This window comes from Streptomyces sp. NBC_00090, assembly GCF_045160815.1.
GTDB lineage: Bacteria > Actinomycetota > Actinomycetes > Streptomycetales > Streptomycetaceae > Streptomyces.
Window position 1 is genome coordinate 3,620,253 of record NZ_CP108224.1, and the last position, 17,688, is coordinate 3,637,940.

17 protein-coding genes and 1 tRNA gene are annotated in these 17,688 nt (G+C 71.8%); 12 read left to right on the forward strand and 6 right to left on the reverse strand.

Annotated features, from left to right (window positions below; all coding sequences use genetic code 11):
• Nucleotides 1-34: 34 nt before the first annotated feature.
• The 6 genes from OG361_RS15835 to OG361_RS15860 all read left to right on the forward strand — a co-directional run bounded on the left by OG361_RS15835 (nucleotide 35) and on the right by OG361_RS15860 (nucleotide 4,106).
• The gene (locus OG361_RS15835; protein ID WP_405854057.1) at nucleotides 35-1,360 is read left to right on the forward strand and encodes a diaminopimelate decarboxylase; all 1,326 of its coding nucleotides are present in this window, start codon (nucleotides 35-37) and stop codon (nucleotides 1,358-1,360) included.
• A 32-nt stretch (nucleotides 1,361-1,392) separates the two neighbouring features.
• Complete coding sequence (locus tag OG361_RS15840; protein ID WP_405854059.1) at nucleotides 1,393-1,869, forward strand: SRPBCC family protein; 477 nt, start codon at nucleotides 1,393-1,395, stop codon at nucleotides 1,867-1,869.
• A 139-nt stretch (nucleotides 1,870-2,008) separates the two neighbouring features.
• On the forward strand, nucleotides 2,009-2,404 hold the full coding sequence (locus OG361_RS15845; protein WP_405854061.1) for a hypothetical protein: 396 nt from the start codon (nucleotides 2,009-2,011) through the stop codon (nucleotides 2,402-2,404).
• On the forward strand, nucleotides 2,401-3,198 hold the full coding sequence (locus OG361_RS15850; protein ID WP_405854063.1) for a transcriptional regulator: 798 nt from the start codon (nucleotides 2,401-2,403) through the stop codon (nucleotides 3,196-3,198). The genes OG361_RS15845 and OG361_RS15850 overlap by 4 nt, the downstream gene beginning before the upstream one ends.
• A gap of 41 nt (nucleotides 3,199-3,239) precedes the next feature.
• Nucleotides 3,240-3,632, forward strand: coding sequence for a roadblock/LC7 domain-containing protein (locus OG361_RS15855; RefSeq protein WP_384564853.1), 393 nt, complete (start codon nucleotides 3,240-3,242; stop codon nucleotides 3,630-3,632).
• Between the two features lie 102 nt (nucleotides 3,633-3,734).
• A complete protein-coding gene (locus tag OG361_RS15860; protein WP_384564855.1) occupies nucleotides 3,735-4,106 on the forward strand; it encodes a hypothetical protein in 372 nt (123 codons plus the stop codon).
• Nucleotides 4,107-4,162: 56 nt separating this feature from the next.
• Here OG361_RS15860 and OG361_RS15865 read toward each other — a convergent pair whose 3' ends face one another.
• Nucleotides 4,163-5,008 (reverse strand): MurR/RpiR family transcriptional regulator, encoded by an 846-nt coding sequence (locus tag OG361_RS15865; RefSeq protein WP_405854065.1) that lies wholly within the window; start codon nucleotides 5,006-5,008, stop codon nucleotides 4,163-4,165.
• A 333-nt stretch (nucleotides 5,009-5,341) separates the two neighbouring features.
• On the reverse strand, nucleotides 5,342-6,730 hold the full coding sequence (locus OG361_RS15870) for a cystathionine beta-synthase (protein WP_405854067.1): 1,389 nt from the start codon (nucleotides 6,728-6,730) through the stop codon (nucleotides 5,342-5,344).
• Nucleotides 6,731-6,833: 103 nt separating this feature from the next.
• Between OG361_RS15870 and OG361_RS15875 the strand changes: the two genes are divergently transcribed.
• The 3 genes from OG361_RS15875 (at nucleotide 6,834) to OG361_RS15885 (ending at nucleotide 10,357) form a co-directional block, all read left to right on the forward strand.
• Nucleotides 6,834-7,832 carry an SGNH/GDSL hydrolase family protein gene (locus tag OG361_RS15875; RefSeq protein WP_405854069.1) on the forward strand — a complete coding sequence of 333 codons (999 nt, stop codon included), beginning with the start codon at nucleotides 6,834-6,836 and terminating at the stop codon, nucleotides 7,830-7,832.
• A 180-nt stretch (nucleotides 7,833-8,012) separates the two neighbouring features.
• Nucleotides 8,013-9,233, forward strand: a complete 1,221-nt coding sequence (locus OG361_RS15880) for an acetyl-CoA C-acetyltransferase (RefSeq protein WP_405854071.1) — start codon at nucleotides 8,013-8,015, stop codon at nucleotides 9,231-9,233.
• A gap of 278 nt (nucleotides 9,234-9,511) precedes the next feature.
• Entirely contained in the window at nucleotides 9,512-10,357 is an 846-nt protein-coding gene (locus OG361_RS15885) for a hypothetical protein (RefSeq protein ID WP_405854073.1), read from the forward strand.
• Nucleotides 10,358-10,504: 147 nt separating this feature from the next.
• On the opposite strand, the gene OG361_RS15890 is transcribed toward OG361_RS15885, so the two are convergent.
• Together OG361_RS15890 and OG361_RS15895 are read right to left on the reverse strand one after the other, a co-directional pair.
• Nucleotides 10,505-10,834 carry a hypothetical protein gene (locus tag OG361_RS15890; protein WP_405854075.1) on the reverse strand — a complete coding sequence of 110 codons (330 nt, stop codon included), beginning with the start codon at nucleotides 10,832-10,834 and terminating at the stop codon, nucleotides 10,505-10,507.
• Between the two features lie 73 nt (nucleotides 10,835-10,907).
• Nucleotides 10,908-11,780, reverse strand: a complete 873-nt coding sequence (locus OG361_RS15895) for an alpha/beta fold hydrolase (RefSeq protein ID WP_405854077.1) — start codon at nucleotides 11,778-11,780, stop codon at nucleotides 10,908-10,910.
• Nucleotides 11,781-11,888: 108 nt separating this feature from the next.
• Here OG361_RS15895 and OG361_RS15900 point away from each other — a divergent pair, with 108 nt between their 5' ends.
• Entirely contained in the window at nucleotides 11,889-12,470 is a 582-nt protein-coding gene (locus OG361_RS15900) for a TetR/AcrR family transcriptional regulator (RefSeq protein WP_405854079.1), read from the forward strand.
• A gap of 100 nt (nucleotides 12,471-12,570) precedes the next feature.
• Here OG361_RS15900 and OG361_RS15905 read toward each other — a convergent pair whose 3' ends face one another.
• Nucleotides 12,571-13,473 (reverse strand): Bax inhibitor-1/YccA family protein, encoded by a 903-nt coding sequence (locus OG361_RS15905; protein ID WP_384564879.1) that lies wholly within the window; start codon nucleotides 13,471-13,473, stop codon nucleotides 12,571-12,573.
• Nucleotides 13,474-13,827: 354 nt separating this feature from the next.
• Nucleotides 13,828-13,914 (reverse strand) — tRNA-Leu (locus OG361_RS15910).
• Nucleotides 13,915-14,293: 379 nt separating this feature from the next.
• Between OG361_RS15910 and OG361_RS15915 the strand changes: the two genes are divergently transcribed.
• Together OG361_RS15915 and OG361_RS15920 are read left to right on the forward strand one after the other, a co-directional pair.
• Nucleotides 14,294-15,064, forward strand: a complete 771-nt coding sequence (locus tag OG361_RS15915) for an ABC transporter ATP-binding protein (RefSeq protein ID WP_405854082.1) — start codon at nucleotides 14,294-14,296, stop codon at nucleotides 15,062-15,064.
• 71 nt (nucleotides 15,065-15,135) lie between these two features.
• Nucleotides 15,136-17,667, forward strand: a complete 2,532-nt coding sequence (locus OG361_RS15920; protein WP_405854084.1) for an ABC transporter permease — start codon at nucleotides 15,136-15,138, stop codon at nucleotides 17,665-17,667.
• The last annotated feature ends 21 nt before the right edge of the window (nucleotides 17,668-17,688 follow it).

The following is a 17,688-nucleotide window of genomic DNA, read 5'->3' on the forward strand; positions in this document are numbered from 1 at the left end:
TCAACAGGGCGTACCGGTGAGTCGAGGTGATGGGATGGACGACATGGCCTCCTACCGTCGTGATCTCGCCGTCCGAGCCTCCGTCGACCAAGGACTCCTCTCCCCCGCCGAACCGGTCGTCGCCCTCCTCGACACCGCCGGCATCCGCGCCTCCGCAGCCGCCCTGACCAGCGCTTTCGCCGCCGTCACCGATGCCCACGTCCTCCACGCCTTCGCCGTCAAGGCCGCCCCCCTCGTGCCCGTCCTGCGCCTGCTCCACGACGCGGGGCTCGGCGTCGAGGTCGCCAGCCCCGGCGAGCTCGCCCTCGCCCGCGCCGCCGGCGTCCCGCCCACCCACACCGTGCTCGACTCCCCCGCGAAGACCCCCGCCGAGCTGCGCCAGGCCCTCGCGCTGGGGATCGCCGTCAACGCCGACAACCTCCAGGAGCTGGCCCGCCTCGACGCGCTCGTCGCCTCCGCGCCCACCGCCTCGCCGCTCGGGCTCCGGGTGAACCCGCAGGTCGGAGCCGGTTCCATCGGCGCCCTCTCGACCGCGACCGCCACCTCGAAGTTCGGCGTGGCGCTCCGCGACGAGGGCGCCCGCGAGACCGTCGTCCAGGCCTACCTGGACCGGCCCTGGCTGACCCGGCTGCACACCCACACCGGCTCCCAGGGCGTCCCGCTCGCCCTGATGGCGGAGGGCGTCGGCGAGGCCTACGCCCTCGCGGAGGAGATCAACCACAAGGCCGGCCGGCAGCAGATCGACACCCTCGACATCGGCGGCGGCCTGCCGGTGAACTTCACCTCCGACGAGGAGACGCCGACGTACGCCGAGTACGCCCGGCTGCTCGCCGACACCGCCCCCGGGCTCCTCGACGGCCGCTACCGCCTGGTCACCGAGTTCGGCCGCTCCCTGCTCGCCAAGCACGGCACGATCCTCGCCCGGGTGGAGTACACGAAGACCTCCGGCGGCCGGCCGATCGCCGTCACCCACGCCGGGGTCCAGCTCGCCACCCGTACGGTCTACGCCCCCGACTCCTGGCCGCTGCGGATCCTCGCGTACGACGCCGAGGGCCGGCCCCGCACCGGGGACGTCACCGTCCAGGACGTGGCCGGGCCCGCCTGCTTCGCCGGGGACCTCCTCGCCACCGGCCGGGCGCTGCCGCTGCTGCACCCGGGCGACGTCGTGGCCGTCCCGGACACCGGCGCCTACTACTTCGCCCACCACTACGCGTACAACAGCCTGCCCCGGCCCGGGATCCACGGCTTCACGGTGGCCGACGACGGGGCCGTGACGTTCTCGACGGCGAGGAAGCCCCAGACGCTCGACGAGATCGTCGCGGAGGCGGGCGGCGGGCAGGCGAACGCGCTCGTCGGGTAGCGCCGACGCGGCGACCCGGCTTCGATGAGGGCATGACTGGAACGGGTACGGACACGTCCGTCGTCGTCGAGCGCCGGGTCGCCGCCTCCCCCGGGCGGGTCTGGGAGGCCATCACCGACCTGCGGGACATGCCGCGCGTCCTCTCGGGCGTCGAGAAGGTGGAGGTGCTCACCGAGGGCGGCTTCGCGGTGGGCACGCGCTGGCGCGAGACGCGGCGGATGCTGGGCAAGGAGGCCACGGAGGAGATGACCGTGACCGAGTGCGAGCCGCCCGACCGGTATGTCACGGTCGCCGACTCGCACGGCATGCATTATGTCTCCGAGCTCACCCTGAAGCCCGAGGGCGACGGCCTCACCACCCTGCGGATGACGTTCTCGGCCCGGCCGGCGAGCGGCCGCACCCCGGGATTCCTCGGCCGGCTGGTCACCCGCTTCGGCGCGAAGGCCGTCGCCAAGGCGCTCGCGAAGGACCTGTCCGACATCGCGAACGCGGTGGAGTCCCGCGCCTGAGCGGCACAGTCGGTCAATTCCCGCCACCCTCGGGCATGTTCCGATGGAAAATGCCAGAACCCCTCCCGACCGCCGGAACGTTCAGTAACGTCACCGTCACTGCCGTTCGTTCGCGCGCCGTATCGGGAGGGGAATCTGCGTGCCCGGAATCGACGAGTGCCTACTGGAGGCCATGGCCCTGCCGGGCGCTCGCGGAGCCTCCCTGGTCGACTGGACCAGTGGGCTCGCCCTCGGGACCGCGGGCGAGTCCCCGACCGGAGACCATGAGACCACCGCCGCCGAGACCGCCGAACTCGCGCGCGCCGCCGCCGAGTTCGACTCCTTCGCGACGACCGGCGACGAGGACCTCCCACCGGGCCCGCCCGTCGAGGACCTGATCGTCACCACCCGCGCCGGCTACCACGTCCTCCGCTTCGTCGAGACCTCCTTCGACAGCAGCGTCTTCCTCCACCTCTGGCTCGACCGCGACACCGGCAACCTCGCCCTCGCCCGCATACGCCTCCGTGACCTCGCCGAAAGGCTGATCCTCGGATGAGCCCCGTCGCCGCACCACCCGCGCCCCCGGTCCCCCCGGTCTCCCCGATGCTGGTCCGGCTCGCCGCCGAGCGGGCCACCGGCGCCCTGCTGCGCGACCACGGCACGCTCTACCTCGTCGACGGCCGGGTCGTGCACGCCGAGAGCCCCGCCGCCCCCGGCCTCGACGTCCTCCTCACCACCGGCGGGCGGCTGCCCCGCGAGGGCTGGGACGAGGCCGTCGACCGGGCCGGCGCCCACCGCGCCGTCGGCCGCTTCCTCGTCGACAGCGGCCGGCTGCACGACGGCGAGCTGGAGATCTGCCACCTCGGCGCCGTCTTCGACGCGGCCTTCTTCGCCCTCTCCCCCACCAGCGGCCCGACCCGCTTCCGGTACGGGGTGGGGCACTGGTTCGGCACGGTGCGGCCGGTCTCCGCCGAGGCCGTCGAGCGCGAGACCGTACGCCGCCGCGAACTCCTCGACGCCGTCTGGCCGTACGCCTCCGTCGACACCGCCCCGGTCGTGCCGCGCCCCGCCGCCCCCGGCCAGACCGTCGGCGCCCGGCAGCGCGGCCTGCTCGCCGCCGCCGACGGGGAGCGGACCCCGGCGGTGCTCGCCCGGCTGCTCGGCCGCCCCGCCTTCCACACGCTCCTCGACATACGGCGGCTCGCCGCCGCCGGACTCGTCGAGACCCCGCCGGAGCCCCGCCCCGACCCCGTACCGCCACTCCGGCCGCTCCTCGCGGCCCCCCAGGTGGCCGACCCCGACATCGCCCTGCTGCGCCGGCTCCGTGACGCTCTGGAGGCACATCTGTGATGAGGCGTGCCCTGCGCCTGCGCGCCGAGAGGAGACAGCTCATGACGGCAGAAACCGAGGTCCTCGGCGAGCTCAGACGGCTGCGGGCGCGGCTGCCCCAGCTGACCGGAGCCCTGGCGGCCAGCGCCGACGGCCTGGTGCTCGCCCACGACACGGTCGACGGCGAGGCGGAGAGCGTGGCCGCGCTGACGGCGGCTGCGCTCGGCGTCGGCCAGCGGCTGACCGACTCCACCGGTCAGGGCCGCTTCCGCGAGCTGCTCGTCCGCGGCGAGAGCGGATACGTGGCGACGTACGCGGCGGGCGGCGCGGCCGTCCTGACGCTGCTCGCCGAGCCCCGGATCAACGTGGGCCGGCTCCACCTGGAGGCCCGGAGGTCCAGCGCCCGGATAGGGGAGCTCGTCGACGGGGCGCTGGAGCGCAAGGACCTGAACTGACCTGAACCGAACTGACCTGAACCGACCTGTACAGACCTGCACCGAAGTCCGTAAAGAAGATCACGAAGAACACGCAGAAGACGAAAAGGAAGTGCGACACCCATGGCGAACACCGAGACGTCCCTCAAGGAAGCCGCCTCGATCGAGGGTGCCATCGGCGCGGCACTCGTCGACTACACGAGCGGCATGGCCCTCGGCACCATCGGCGGCGGCAAGGAGCTCGATCTGAACGTGGCCGCGGCGGGCAACACCGACGTGGTCCGGGCCAAGGTCCGGGCGATGGAGATGCTCGGCCTCGGCGACGAGATCGAGGACATCCTGATCACCCTCGGCCGGCAGTACCACCTGATCCGGCTGCTCAGGGCTCAGGGCACGAACGGCCTGTTCATGTACCTGGCCCTGGACAAGGAGCGCGCGAACCTGGCGATGGCCCGCCACCAGCTCAAGAAGATCGCGACCGAGCTGCAGGTCTGACCCGCGCCCGCTCCGGGGGCCCAGGGCCTGTCCGGCCCTGATCCGCCGGACAGGCGTCAGTCGACGAACAGGCCCCGCGCCGCCGCCTTCGCGTCGAACTCCTCCAGACGCGCCTGCGCGTCCGGGAGTTCGTCCGCGATGGCCTCCAGGAGGACCCGGCCGAGCATCATCGGCGCGCAGGCGGTGTCGAAGGCGAGCCCGGTGCCGACGGCGGCCGGGATCAGCAGGTCGCTGTGGGCGGCGACGGGCGCGAACGCCGAGTCGGCGACCGCCACGACGGTGAGCCCGGCCGCCCTCGCGTACTCCAGGGCGTCGACGACCTCCCGGGGGTGCCGGGGCAGCGCGAAGCAGAGCAGCGCCGTGGCCCCGGCCCGTACGGCCGCGTCGACGCGGTCCGTGAGCATCGAGCCGCCCTCGTCGAGGAGCCGGACGTCGGGGTGCACCTTGGCGGCGAAGTAGGCGAAGCCGCGCGCCTGCGAGGAGGCGGCCCGCAGCCCGAGCACGAGCAGCGGGCGGGAGGCGGCGAGGAGCCGGCCCGCCCGCTCGACGGGCTCGGGGTCGGCGAGCAGCCCGGCGAGGTGCTGGAGGTTCTCGATCTCGGCGAGCACGGCCTGCTGGTACTCGTTGTGCCCCTCGTTCTCGCCCTCGGCCGCGCCCGGCTCCGGGGGCGCGACCTCCCGCAGGTGGCGGCGGAGCGCCGGGTATCCGTCGAAGCCGAGGGCGACGGCGAACCGGGTCACGGAGGGCTGGCTGACCCCGGCGAGCTCGGCGAGCTCGACGCTGGACAGGAACGGCGCGTCGGCGGCGCGGCGCACCATGCAGTGCGCGATCCGCCGCTGCGTCGGCGTCAGCCGGTGCCCCTCGAAGAGCGCCTGCAGCCGGCCGGCCGGGCTGTCGCTCATGCCGCCCCCTTCACCTATTCACCCACAAAGATCTCTGCATAAGGATATGCAGCCGGGTGCCGGGAGGGGAACGGGTGAAGGAAGGGGAGAGTAGCGCGGGGACCGCCGCACCCCCGGTGAAGGGGGGCGGGACGACGGCGGTCCCCGCGAGGGACACGGGCCCGGGTCAGGGCCGGTCTCCGCGTCCGCGGCGTCGATGGAGGCCCGGGAGCCGCTCCGGAAGTCCTTGACGCCGACAACCACCAATGTGCCGGACGCGTGTTAAGCGGGTGCTGCGGGTACGTGTCGCCCTCGTACCAGTTGCACGAACGGCTCCACGTACCCGGCCATTTGCTACTTCGCGCCGCCGTTGGCCAGGAAGGCCAGCAGGTCCTGACGGCTGACCACACCGGTCGGCTTGCCCTCGACCAGGACGATCGCCGCGTCGGCGGCCTCGCCGAGGACGGACATCAGGTCGGCGACGGGCTCGCCGGAGCCGACCTGCGGCAGCGGCGCGCTCATGTGGCTCTCCAGCGAGTCCTCCAGGGAGGCGCGCTTCGTGAAGAGCGCGTCGAGGAGCTCGCGCTCGACGACCGAGCCGACGACCTCGGCGGCCATGACGTCGGGGTGGCCGGCGCCGGGCTTGACGATGGGCATCTGGGAGACGCCGTACTCGCGCAGCACCTCGATGGCCTGGCCGACGGTCTCGTCCGGGTGCATGTGGACGAGCGAGGGCATGACGCCCTCCTTGTGGCGCAGGACGTCGGCGACGGTGGCGGTGGAGGTGTCCTCCAGGAAGCCGTAGTCGGCCATCCACTCGTCGCTGAAGATCTTGGACATGTAGCCGCGGCCGGAGTCCGGCAGCAGCACGACGACGACGTCGTCGGGCCCGAGCTCCTTGGCGACCTCCAGGGCGGCGACGACGGCCATGCCGCAGGAGCCGCCGACGAGGAGGCCCTCCTCCTTGGCGAGGCGGCGGGTCATCTGGAAGGAGTCCTTGTCGGACACGGCGACGATCCGGTCGGTGACGTTCCGGTCGTACGCGGTGGGCCAGAAGTCCTCGCCGACGCCCTCGACCAGGTACGGACGGCCGGAGCCCCCCGAGTAGACGGAGCCCTCGGGGTCGGCGCCGATCACCTTCACGGAGCCGCCACTGGCCTCCTTGAGGTAGTTGCCGGTGCCGGAGATGGTGCCACCGGTGCCGACGCCCGCCACGAAGTGGGTGATCTTCCCGTCCGTCTGCTCCCAGAGCTCGGGACCGGTGGTCTCGTAGTGGGAGCGCGGGTTGTTCGGGTTGGAGTACTGGTCGGGCTTCCAGGCCCCGGGGGTCTCACGGACGAGCCGGTCCGAGACGTTGTAGTACGAGTCCGGGTGCTCGGGATCCACGGCGGTGGGGCAGACGACGACCTCGGCGCCGTACGCCCGCAGGACGTTGATCTTGTCGAGGGACACCTTGTCGGGGCAGACGAAGATGCACTTGTAGCCCTTCGTCTGGGCCACGATCGCGAGACCGACGCCGGTGTTGCCGGACGTGGGCTCGACGATGGTGCCGCCGGGCTTGAGCTCACCGCTCTGCTCGGCCGCCTCGATCATGCGGAGGGCGATGCGGTCCTTGACCGAACCGCCCGGGTTGAAGTACTCGACCTTTGCCAGGACGGTCGCCGAGATACCCGCTGTGACGTTGTTGAGCCTCACCAGCGGGGTATTGCCGACGAGGCTGATCATCGAGTCGTGGAATTGCACCGTAATCTCCGGGGTCTCCGTAATGGTGTGGCCAGCGTATGCGTAGTCGGAGCGGCTTACGGGGCAGTTAGACCCTGAACGGCTTGAAGGAGGTGACGGCCTCATGTCGAGGGCGAGGGTGGCGCGGCGGATCGCGGCGGGCGCGGCGTACGGCGGTGGGAGCATCGGGCTGCTCGGTGTGGCGGCGGTCGGGCTCCTGCTGACCGAGATGCAGCTGGCGAAGAGGTCGGTGGGGAACGGGACGGCGCCGCTGCCACCGGTGACGGACGGCCTGTACGGCCGGGCCTTCGGCACGGAGGACCCTCTGCGGCTGGCCCTTCTGGGTGATTCCACGGCGGCGGGTCAGGGGGTGCGCCGCGCGGGCCAGACCCCGGGCGCGCTGCTCGCCTCGGGGCTCGCCGCGGTGGCGGAGCGGCCGGTGGTCCTGCGGAACGTGGCGCTGTCCGGAGCGCGCTCGGACGACCTGGAGCGCCAGGTGTCGCTGCTGCTGGCCCAGCCGGTGGGGCGGCCGGACGTGTGCGTGATCATGATCGGGGCGAACGACGTGACGCACCGGATGTCGCCGACGGAATCGGTACGGTTCCTGGCCGCGGCGGTGCGGCGGCTGCGGACGGCGGGCGCCGAGGTGGTGGTCGGGACCTGCCCGGACCTGGGGACGATCGAGCCGGTGTACCAGCCGCTGCGCTGGCTGGCCCGGCGGGCCTCGCGGCAGCTGGCGGCGGCGCAGACGATCGTGGCGGTGGAGCAGGGCGGGCGGACGGTGTCGCTGGGCGATCTGCTCGGCCCCGAGTTCGCGGCGAATCCGCGCGAGATGTTCGGGGTGGACAACTTCCACCCGTCGGCGGAGGGGTACGCGACGGCGGCGATGGCGGTGCTGCCGACGCTGTGCGCCTCGCTGGGCGCGTGGCCGGAAGCGGACCTGCTGGAGCCCGCGCGGCGGGAGAGCATCCTGCCCGTGGCGAAGGCGGCGGCCGAGGCGGCGAAGGAGGCGGGCACGGAGGTGACGGGCGCGCGGGCCCCGTGGGCGCTGCTCAAGTACCGGCGGAGGCGGCGGCTGCCGGTGACCGGGGAGGCCCCCGCCCCGGAGGACGCCCAGGCGTAACCCAACCCGTTGTGGGCAATCGTCCCGCCCCAGCGGGACGATTGCCCACACGGGGCCCGACCAAGTGAGCGCTCGCTTAGAAAAGAGGTCCGCATCACATGCCCCGCCCGGTGACCCCGTGCGGTACGTACGGGTAACTTCCCTTTCAGTCCGCTCACTCCGCACCCTCATGGAGCCGTGATGCCCGAAGCCGTGATCGTCTCGACCGCCCGCTCGCCCATCGGCCGGGCCTTCAAGGGCTCCCTCAAGGACCTGCGGCCGGACGACCTCACCGCGACCATCGTCCAGGCCGCCCTGGCCAAGGTGCCGGAGCTCGACCCGCGCGACATCGACGACCTGATGCTGGGCTGCGGTCTGCCCGGCGGCGAGCAGGGCAACAACCTGGGCCGGATCGTCTCCGTGCGGATGGGCATGGACCACCTGCCGGGCTGCACGGTCACCCGCTACTGCTCCTCCTCGCTGCAGACCTCCCGCATGGCGCTGCACGCGATCAAGGCGGGCGAGGGCGACGTCTTCATCTCGGCCGGTGTCGAGATGGTGTCCCGCTTCGTGAAGGGCAACTCCGACTCGCTGCCCGACACGCACAACCCGTACTTCGCCGAGGCGGAGGCCCGTACGGCCGCGGTCGCCGAGTCCGAGGGTTCGACCTGGCACGACCCGCGCGAGGACGGCATCGTCCCCGACGCGTACATCGCCATGGGCCAGACCGCCGAGAACCTGGCCCGCGTGAAGGGCATCAGCCGCCAGGAGATGGACGAGTTCGGCGTACGGTCGCAGAACCTCGCCGAGCAGGCCATCAAGAACGGCTTCTGGGAGCGCGAGATCACCCCGGTCACGCTGCCGGACGGCACGGTCGTCTCCACGGACGACGGCCCGCGCGCCGGCGTCACCCTGGAGGGCGTGCAGGGCCTGAAGCCGGTCTTCCGCCCCGACGGCCTGGTCACCGCCGCCAACTGCTGCCCGCTCAACGACGGCGCCGCCGCGCTCGTGATCATGTCGGACACGAAGGCCCGCGAGCTCGGCCTGACCCCGCTGGCCCGCATCGTCTCCACCGGCGTCTCCGGCCTCTCCCCCGAGATCATGGGCCTCGGCCCGGTCGAGGCGTCGAAGCAGGCCCTCAAGCGCGCCGGCCTGACCATCGGCGACATCGACCTGGCCGAGATCAACGAGGCCTTCGCCGCGCAGGTCATCCCCTCCTACCAGGAGCTGGGCCTGGACCTGGACAAGGTGAACGTCAACGGTGGCGCCATCGCCGTCGGCCACCCCTTCGGCATGACGGGCGCCCGGATCACCGGCACGCTCATCAACAGCCTCCAGTTCCACGACAAGCAGTTCGGTCTCGAGACCATGTGCGTCGGCGGCGGTCAGGGCATGGCCATGGTCATCGAGCGCCTGAGCTGACGCCCCACCCCGACGCCCCCACCGCGACGCTCCCCTTGGCGCGCCTGTCCTGACGCGCCCCTCCCAACCCCTCCGCGTCCGAGCCGTGACCGAATCTCCCCCAGGATGTGACCTACGTCCCGGGGGAGTTCGTTTTCGCAGGTCAGAGGGGTTTCGGGACTAAACACCTGGTAGAAATACCTGTCCAATTCGTGACGTAATGCACTGACAGCAGGCACCACCCCAGGACAAGCTGATGTAGGAAGTCGGGGGATCGACTCGGAATCGGGAGTACGTCAGTGAGCGCCATGTCTCTTGCCCTGCTGCTGACCACGGCCGCTGCCACGGCCGTGGGCGCTGCTGCCCTTCACACCGTCCGCGGTCTCCGCAAGGAGGTCGCCACCCTTCGGACCGAGCTCGCGGTCGGGCGCGGCGTCACGGTCCCCGCGGCCCGTGCCACACCCGCCACCGAGATACGGGCCGCGGTCGCCGAGGCGCTGGCCGAGGAGCGCGAGCGCGAGCTCGCGGAGGCGCGTGCCTTCTGGGCCGCGCAGGAGGCCCGTGACGCGGCCGACGCCCCGTCCCTGCTCGGCGGGCTCGGCGGCCCGGTCGAGGACGGCACCTTCTTCGTCCCGCGCCAGGCCGACTTCGTGGGCCTGGAGGCGATGGCCCTGGAGGCCATGGAGGCCGAGGCGGCCGGGCTCGACGGTGGCGCCGGACTCGACGGTGTCGCCGACGCGCTGGACGAGTTCCCCGAGGACTCGGCGGAGCTGGCCGCGGCCCGCCGCCGCCACCCCTCGCACCCGGACTTCGTGCCGGTGCAGACCCCGGTCGTCACCGACCACGAGCGGACGGTGTCCCGTCTCGAGGAGCTCGCGGACACCCGCACGGCACTGACCGACGTGCGCCCCGGCCCGCTCGGCACCCTGGACGTGTACGTCTTCGCGGACGGTACGACGCTCTGTATGACCCCCGGTCACCGCGAGACCGCGGAGCGCCTCGCGGAGGCCCTGCGCTCCGGCCGCACCCCGGTGCTGCTCGGCGGCTCGGGCGTCTCGGGCGCCTTCGCGCTCACCTTCTCGTACGGCGACACGGACGAGGAGAACGTCTACATCCTGGCGGACCGCGTCATCGCCTCGCTGTAGCTCCCCGAAGCCCCTGGAAAAGCCCTCCGGGCCCCTCCCGAGGCCCTCCAGGTCCCCCCAAGGCCCCTCCAGGCCCTCTCCCCGGTCCCTCCAGGCCCCCACGCAGCAAGGCGGCGCGCGGCCCCGGCCATGATCCGCCGGACAGCCTTAGAGCCCCGAGCGCTCCGCCGCCTCCCGTACCAGCCTCACGGCCTCGCCCAGTTCCCCCTCGCGGGAATCGGCCGGGGCCGTTCGCAGGATCTCGGCCAGGTCGTTCCCGGCGACGACCAGCTGGTCGGCGACGGCGAAGACCCCCGCGTCCGGCATGGTCAGCGGCTCCCGCCCCGGGTTCTCGGCGCGCTGGGCGCATGCCGCCAGCTCCCTGGCGAGCGCGAGGCCCTCGGCCGCCGCTCCACGCTGGAGGCGGCTCTGCGGGGCGGCTCGCAGCCGGTCGGCGAACCGCTCGACGGCGGCGGTCAGTTCACTCGTATCGCGCACCCCGTGACCCTACGCGCCGCCCCGGGACCCTGACCAACGGGCCGCCGGGGGCGCGTCACGGGCCTCCGCCCCCTCACTTCACGTGCCGGCCGAGGAAGTCGCGGACGAGCGCGGCGATCTCCTCGCCGTGGGTCTCCAGGGCGAAGTGACCGGCGTCCAGGAGGTGGATCTCGGCGTCCGGCAGGTCCCGCGCGAAGGCCTCGGCGCCGGCGGGTCCGAAGATCTCGTCACCGCGCCCCCAGGCCGCGAGGAGCGGCGGCCGGTGGGTCCGGAAGTACTCCTGGAAGACCGGGTAGCCGGCCAGGTTGAACTGGTAGTCCCAGAAGAGCTGGAGCTGGATCTCCTTGTTACCGGGCCGGTCCAGGCCGGCCTGGTCCAGGGTCCAGGTCTCCGGGCCGACCCGGTCGAGCCGGTCCGCCGGCACCCCGTGGGTGTACTGCCAGCGGGTGGCCTCGGCGGTCAGCAGCTCCCGTACCCCGGCCTCGTTGGCCGCGCGGTCCTCGGCGTGGGCGAAGAGGACGTCCCAGAAGGGCGTGAAGCCCTCCAGGTAGGCGTTGCCGCTCTGGCTGACGATCGCGGTCACCCGCTCGGGGTGACGGGAGGCGATCCGCAGGCCGATCGGGGCGCCGTAGTCCTGGATGTAGAGCGCGAACCGCTCGACGCCGAGCCGGTCGAGCAGCCCCAGGGTGACCTCGGTGAGCTTCTCGAAGCCGTACGGGAACTCCTCGACGGACGGGGCGGCCGAGGCGCCGAAGCCGATGTGGTCCGGGGCGATCAGGTGATGGCTGTCGGCCAGCTCGGCCATGAGTCCGCGGTACATGTGCGAGCTGGACGGGAAGCCGTGCAGCAGCACGAGCGTGGGGTTGGCCGGGTCGCCGGCCTCCCGGTAGAAGACGTCGAGGCCGTCGACGGTGACGGTGTGGGAGCGCAGGGCGAAGGCGGACATGGGAACTCCCCGTTTCCGGTGTCGGGTTTCCGGCGGGAGAACGATCGTTCTCCCGATGCCCTGTAGGCTACGAGAACGATGGTTCTCTACGCAAGGGGTGATCGGCCGATGGACGCGGAAACCGCCGAGCTGAAGGTGCTCGACACCGCCGGGCGGCTCTTCGACGAGCGCGGGGTGCAGGCGGTCGGCATGGACGCGATCCGCACGGCGTCCGGGGTCTCGCTCAAGCGGCTCTACCAGGTCTTCCCCTCCAAGGACCTCCTCGTCGAGGCGGTCCTGCGGCGCCGCGACAGCGCCGTGCGCGAGGCCCTCGCGGCACACGGCGCGCGGGTCGCCGACGGGCCCTACGAGCGGGCACTGGCGGTCTTCGACTGGCTCGCCGGCTGGTTCGCCGAGCCCGACTTCCGGGGGTGCGCGTTCATCAACACCTTCGGAGAGCTCGGCGGGGTCGCCCCGGCCGTCGCCACGCTCGCCCGCGACCACAAGGAGGCCCTGCGGGCGTACCTCGCCGAGCAGACGGACGCCCTCAGCGCCCCGCCCGCCCTCGCCGACCAGCTCGCCCTGCTCGCCAACGGGGCCATGGTCGTCGCGGGCATCACCGGCTCCCCCGAGCCCGCCGCGCAGGCGAAGGCGGCGGCCCGCGTCCTCATCGACGCGGCACGGCAGACCGCGGCACGGCCGACGCCGTAGACGCCGCACACACGCCGTACACGCCCGTACACGCCCGTACACACAGAAAGGGCCCGCCCGGCACGAAGCCGGACGGGCCCTTCCCCCGAGCTCAGAGGCGTCAGTCGTCGCCCTGCAGGATCGACAGCAGACGCAGCATCTCCAGGTAGATCCACACCAGGGTCATGGTGAGACCGAACGCGGCCAGCCAGGCCTCCTGACGCGGCGCGCCGTAGGTCACGCCGTCCTCGACCTGCTTGAAGTCGAGGGCGAGGAAGCAGGCGCCCAGGATGACGCCGATGACACCGAAGAGGATGCCGAGGCCACCGCTGCGGAAGCCGAGGCCGTCACCGCCGGCGAAGACGGCGAAGAGCAGATTCACCACCATGAGCAGCATGAAGCCCATGGCGGCGGCCATCACGAAGCCGTAGAAGCGTCGGTTGACGCGGATCCAGCCCATCTTGTAGGCGATCAGGACACCGGCGAAGACCGCCATCGTGCCCAGGACCGCCTGGATGACCACGCCGTCGGCGATGTACGTCGAGACGGCAGCCGAGATCACACCGAGGAAGACGCCCTCGAAGGCCGCGTAGCCCAGGATCAGCGCGGGCGAGGCCTTGCGCTTGAAGGACTGCACGAGCGCCAGGACGAGCGCGACCAGGGCGGCGCCGATGGCGATGCCGTAGGACTTGCCCAGGTTGGCCGGGTCGACCGGCAGCAGGAACCACGAGAGGGTCGCGGTGAGCACGACCGTGCCGAGCGTCATGGCCGTACGGCTCACGACGTCGTCGATCGTCATCACGTCGCCGCGGGCCTGCTGCGGGGCGCCGAGCTGCGTGTCCTGCGGGGCGTACGGGTTGGTGGCGTACGGGTTCGTCGCACCCTCGGCATACGGGTTGCCGGTGGCGTACGGGTTGGTTCCGACGGCGGGGCCCCCGGCCTGCGGCTGCTGCGCGTTGACGCCCGCGTAGCCGGTGTCGCGGCTGAACCCCCGTCGCGAGAAGACCGGGTTGCTGCTCCTCATCTCACTCCTCCATGGCAGACCGCACGGCGCGGCCTTGCGTTAAGAGTAATGCGTAGGCAAAAGAAACTCCCTAGTGCTCGGGGAGGATCTTTTCCCGGAAGATTTCGATCTTCCCTCACGCCGGAGCGGACCGCTCCGCGACGCTCGACCTGCCGGAACCACTCCCCTCCCCAGGGGAGCCGATGACCACCGCACCGAGCACCACCCGGCAGCCGCCGTCGGCGGCACCGGGCGCGACGGGAGAGGGGAGCGGCCGGCCGAACCGGACGGGCGGCCGGCCGATGCGCCGCGTGAAGCCCGGCCGACCGGCGGAGGGACTACACCGGGCCCCAGGCACTCGCCTGCGGCCCGGGATGGTGCCCGGAACCGGACTTGAACCGGTACGGCCCGAAGGCCAGCGAGGTTTAAGCTCGCCGTGTCTGCGTATTCCACCATCCGGGCGTTGCGCGAAGCTCCGCGTTGGCACAGGAGCCTATCCGGGCCCCTTCCCTCGTTCAGCGGAAGATCGACCCGATGTTGTCTTATTTTATTGACGCCTGAGGGTGCGTCAGTGCAGGTGGGGGCGTTTTCCCCGAACTGTGACGGGGGTCGCAGGCGCAAAGCCGCGCCCACCGGAATGACGAAAAGTCGTCGCACGTCTGTCACGTCGGCTCGAAGCCGTCCCTCAGGGTCGCCGTCATACCTCAGGAGGACGATCGGGGGCTCCGGTCCGACTCGAGGCTGCCCCGAGAACGGGCACGTGGACGGACGATCCGAGCCCGGACGCTCGACACGATGGAGGGGTTCCCGCAGCAGCCCCGCAGTGACAGGAGTCCCCCTCGTGACCACCACCCCCACCGTGTCCCGCGCCACCGCGGTGGCCGCCCGCGCCACGGATCTCTCGAAGGTCTACGGACAGGGCGAGACCCAGGTGGTCGCGCTCGACCACGTCACCGTCGACTTCCGGCAGGGCGAGTTCACCGCGATCATGGGCCCCTCCGGCTCCGGCAAGTCGACGCTGATGCACTGCGTCGCCGGCCTGGACTCCTTCTCCTCCGGCTCGGTACGGATCGGTGAGACGGAGCTCTCCACCCTGAAGGACAAGCAGCTCACGCAGCTGCGCCGGGACAAGATCGGCTTCATCTTCCAGGCCTTCAACCTGCTGCCGACGCTGACGGCCCTGGAGAACATCACGCTGCCGATGGACATCGCCGGCCGCAAGGCCGACAAGCAGTGGGTCCAGCAGGTCATCGACATGCTCGGCCTCTCCGCCCGGCTCACCCACCGCCCCACCGAGCTCTCCGGCGGCCAGCAGCAGCGCGTGGCCGTGGCCCGCGCCCTGGCCTCCCGCCCCGAGATCATCTTCGGTGACGAGCCGACCGGAAACCTGGACTCGCGCTCGGGCGCCGAGGTCCTCGGCTTCCTGCGCAACTCGGTGCGCGAGCTGGGCCAGACCGTCGTCATGGTCACCCACGACCCGGTGGCCGCCTCCTACGCGGACCGCGTGATCTTCCTCGCGGACGGCCGGATCGTCGACGAGATGCTGAGCCCGACGGCCGACGGTGTGCTCGACCGCATGAAGGCCTTCGACGCCAAGGGCCGTACGAGCTGACGCCGTACGAGCCGACGCCGTAGCGCGGCCTCCGCCCCTCCGTCCGCCCCACCCTCCTTCAGGACACACCCATGTTCCGTACCGCCCTGCGCAACGTCCTCGCGCACAAGGCGAGACTGCTGATGACCGTCCTCGCCGTGATGCTCGGCGTGGCCTTCGTCTCCGGCACCCTCGTCTTCACCGACACCCTCGGCCAGGCCTTCCGCAACCAGTCGGCCAAGAGCTACGACGACGTCGCCGTCGCCGTCGAGATGTACCCGAGCCCCGCGGAGGCCCGGAAGACCCCCGGCCTCTCCCAGAAGGACGTCGACGCGGTCGCGGGGCTCGACGGGGTCGCCTCCGTCACCCCGCGCGTCGACGGCTTCGCCGGTGTGCCCGACAGGAACGGCAAGCTGATCGGCGTCGGCTGGTCCAACAAGGGCACCAACTTCGCGCCCGGCAAGGACGGCGAGGACCGCGCGTACACCTTCACCTCGGGTACGGGACCGGTCGAGGACCGGCAGGTCGCGCTCGACAAGGACACCGCGGACAAGGGCGGCTACAAGGTCGGCGACACCGTCCGCGTCGCGACCACGGGGCCGGTGAAGGAGTACGAGCTCTCCGGCGTCTTCACCACCGAGGACGGCGCGGTCAACGCCGGCGGCAGCCTGGTCGTCTTCGACTCCTCCGTCGCGCAGAAGCTCTACCTGAAGCCCGGCTACTTCCAGAACCTGACGGTGAGCGCCGCCCCCGGCGCCGACGCCGAGAAGCTCCTCGGCGAGGTCCTGAAGGTCGTCCCGAAGGCGGCCACCGCACAGACCGGCGAGGCCCTCGCCGAGCAGCAGGCCAAGGACATCGAGGCCGGTCTCGGCGCCCTCAACCAGGTGCTCCTCGGCTTCGCGGGCATCGCGCTCTTCGTCGGGATCTTCCTGATCTCCAACACCTTCACCATGCTGGTCGCGCAGCGCACCAAGGAACTGGCGCTGATGCGCGCCGTCGGCGCCTCGCGCAAGCAGATCACCCGCTCCGTCCTCGCCGAGGCCGGTCTGGTCGGCCTGCTCGCCTCCGCCGTCGGCTACGTCCTCGGCATCGGCCTGGCCGTCTCGCTCCGCTCGGCCATGAGCGCCTTCGAGATGAAGGTGCCCGACGGCGACCTCGTCCTCGGCGCCACCCCGGCCGTCTCCGCGTTCGCCGTCGGCGTCCTGATCACCATGTTCGCCGCCTGGCTGCCCGGCCGCCGCGCCGCGAAGATCCCGCCGGTCGCCGCGATGAGCAGCGTCCACGCCACCGCGAGCACCAAGTCGCTCGTCGTGCGGAACTCCATCGGCGCCGCGCTCACCGCGCTCGGCGCGGTCCTGATCGTGCTCGGCGCGGGCCAGGGCGGCGACGAGGGCCGCATGCTGATCGCGGGCGGCGCGTTCCTCACCCTCATCGGTGTGATCGTGCTGATCCCGTTCCTGTCCCGGCCCGTGATCGCCGTGATCCGCCCGCTGTTCGTGAACCTCTTCGGGGTCTCCGGCAAGCTCGCCGGCCTGAACGCGGTCCGCAACCCGCGCCGCACCGGCGCCACCGCCTCCGCGCTCGCCATCGGCCTGACCCTCGTCACCGGCCTCTCGGTGCTCGGCGCCACGGTCGGCACGGCCCTCGACAAGGCGACGACGGACCAGGTCAAGGCCGACTACATGGTCTCGATGGCCAGCGGCAACAGCCTGAGCAAGGAGGCGCTGACCGCCCTGGAGAAGGCTCCGGGCGTCACGGCGATCTCCCCGCAGCAGGCGGGCGCGCTGGAGATCAAGGGCTCGTACGTCTCGGCCTCCGGTGTCACCCCCGGCGACGTCGAGAAGGTCCTCAAGCTCACCGTCGTGAACGGCTCGCTGTCCTCCCTCGGCAAGGGCGGGATCGCCGTCGACGAGAAGACCGCCGCCAAGCGCGGCCTGAAGGTCGGCGACACCGTCCCGGTCGAGTACCTCGACAAGCAGAAGGGCAAGCTGACCGTCGGCGCGGTCTTCGAGCCCAACGAGTTCGTCTCGCCGGTCCTGATCGACCACAAGCTGGTCACCGCGCACGAGGAGCGGGCGGAGATCCGTCAGATCTTCGTCTCGACCGAGGGCGGCGCGAGCGCGGCCAACGAGCGGGCGCTGGCGAAGGCCATGGGCGACAACCCCGACATCACGGTGCTGGACCACAAGGGCATCCGTGACTCCTTCGGCGGCCCGATCAACCTGATGCTCAACATCATGTACGGCCTGCTCGGCATGGCCCTGGTCATCGCGGTCCTCGGTGTCGTCAACACCCTGGCGATGTCCGTCTTCGAGCGCCAGCAGGAGATCGGCATGCTGCGGGCGATCGGTCTCGACCGGCGCCGGGTGAAGCGGATGGTCCGTCTGGAGGCCGTGGTCATCTCGGTGTTCGGCGCGGTCGTCGGCATCGGCCTCGGCTCGTTCCTCGGCTGGGCGATCGGCGAGACCATCAAGGAGCAGATCCCGGGCTACGCCCTGGTCCTGCCCTGGGACCGGATCGGGATCTTCCTGGTCCTGGCCGCCCTGGTCGGCGTCCTCGCCTCCCTGTGGCCGGCCCGGAGCGCGGCGAAGCTGAACATGCTCTCCGCCATCAAGGCCGAGTAGGTCCCCGTACGCCACGAAGGG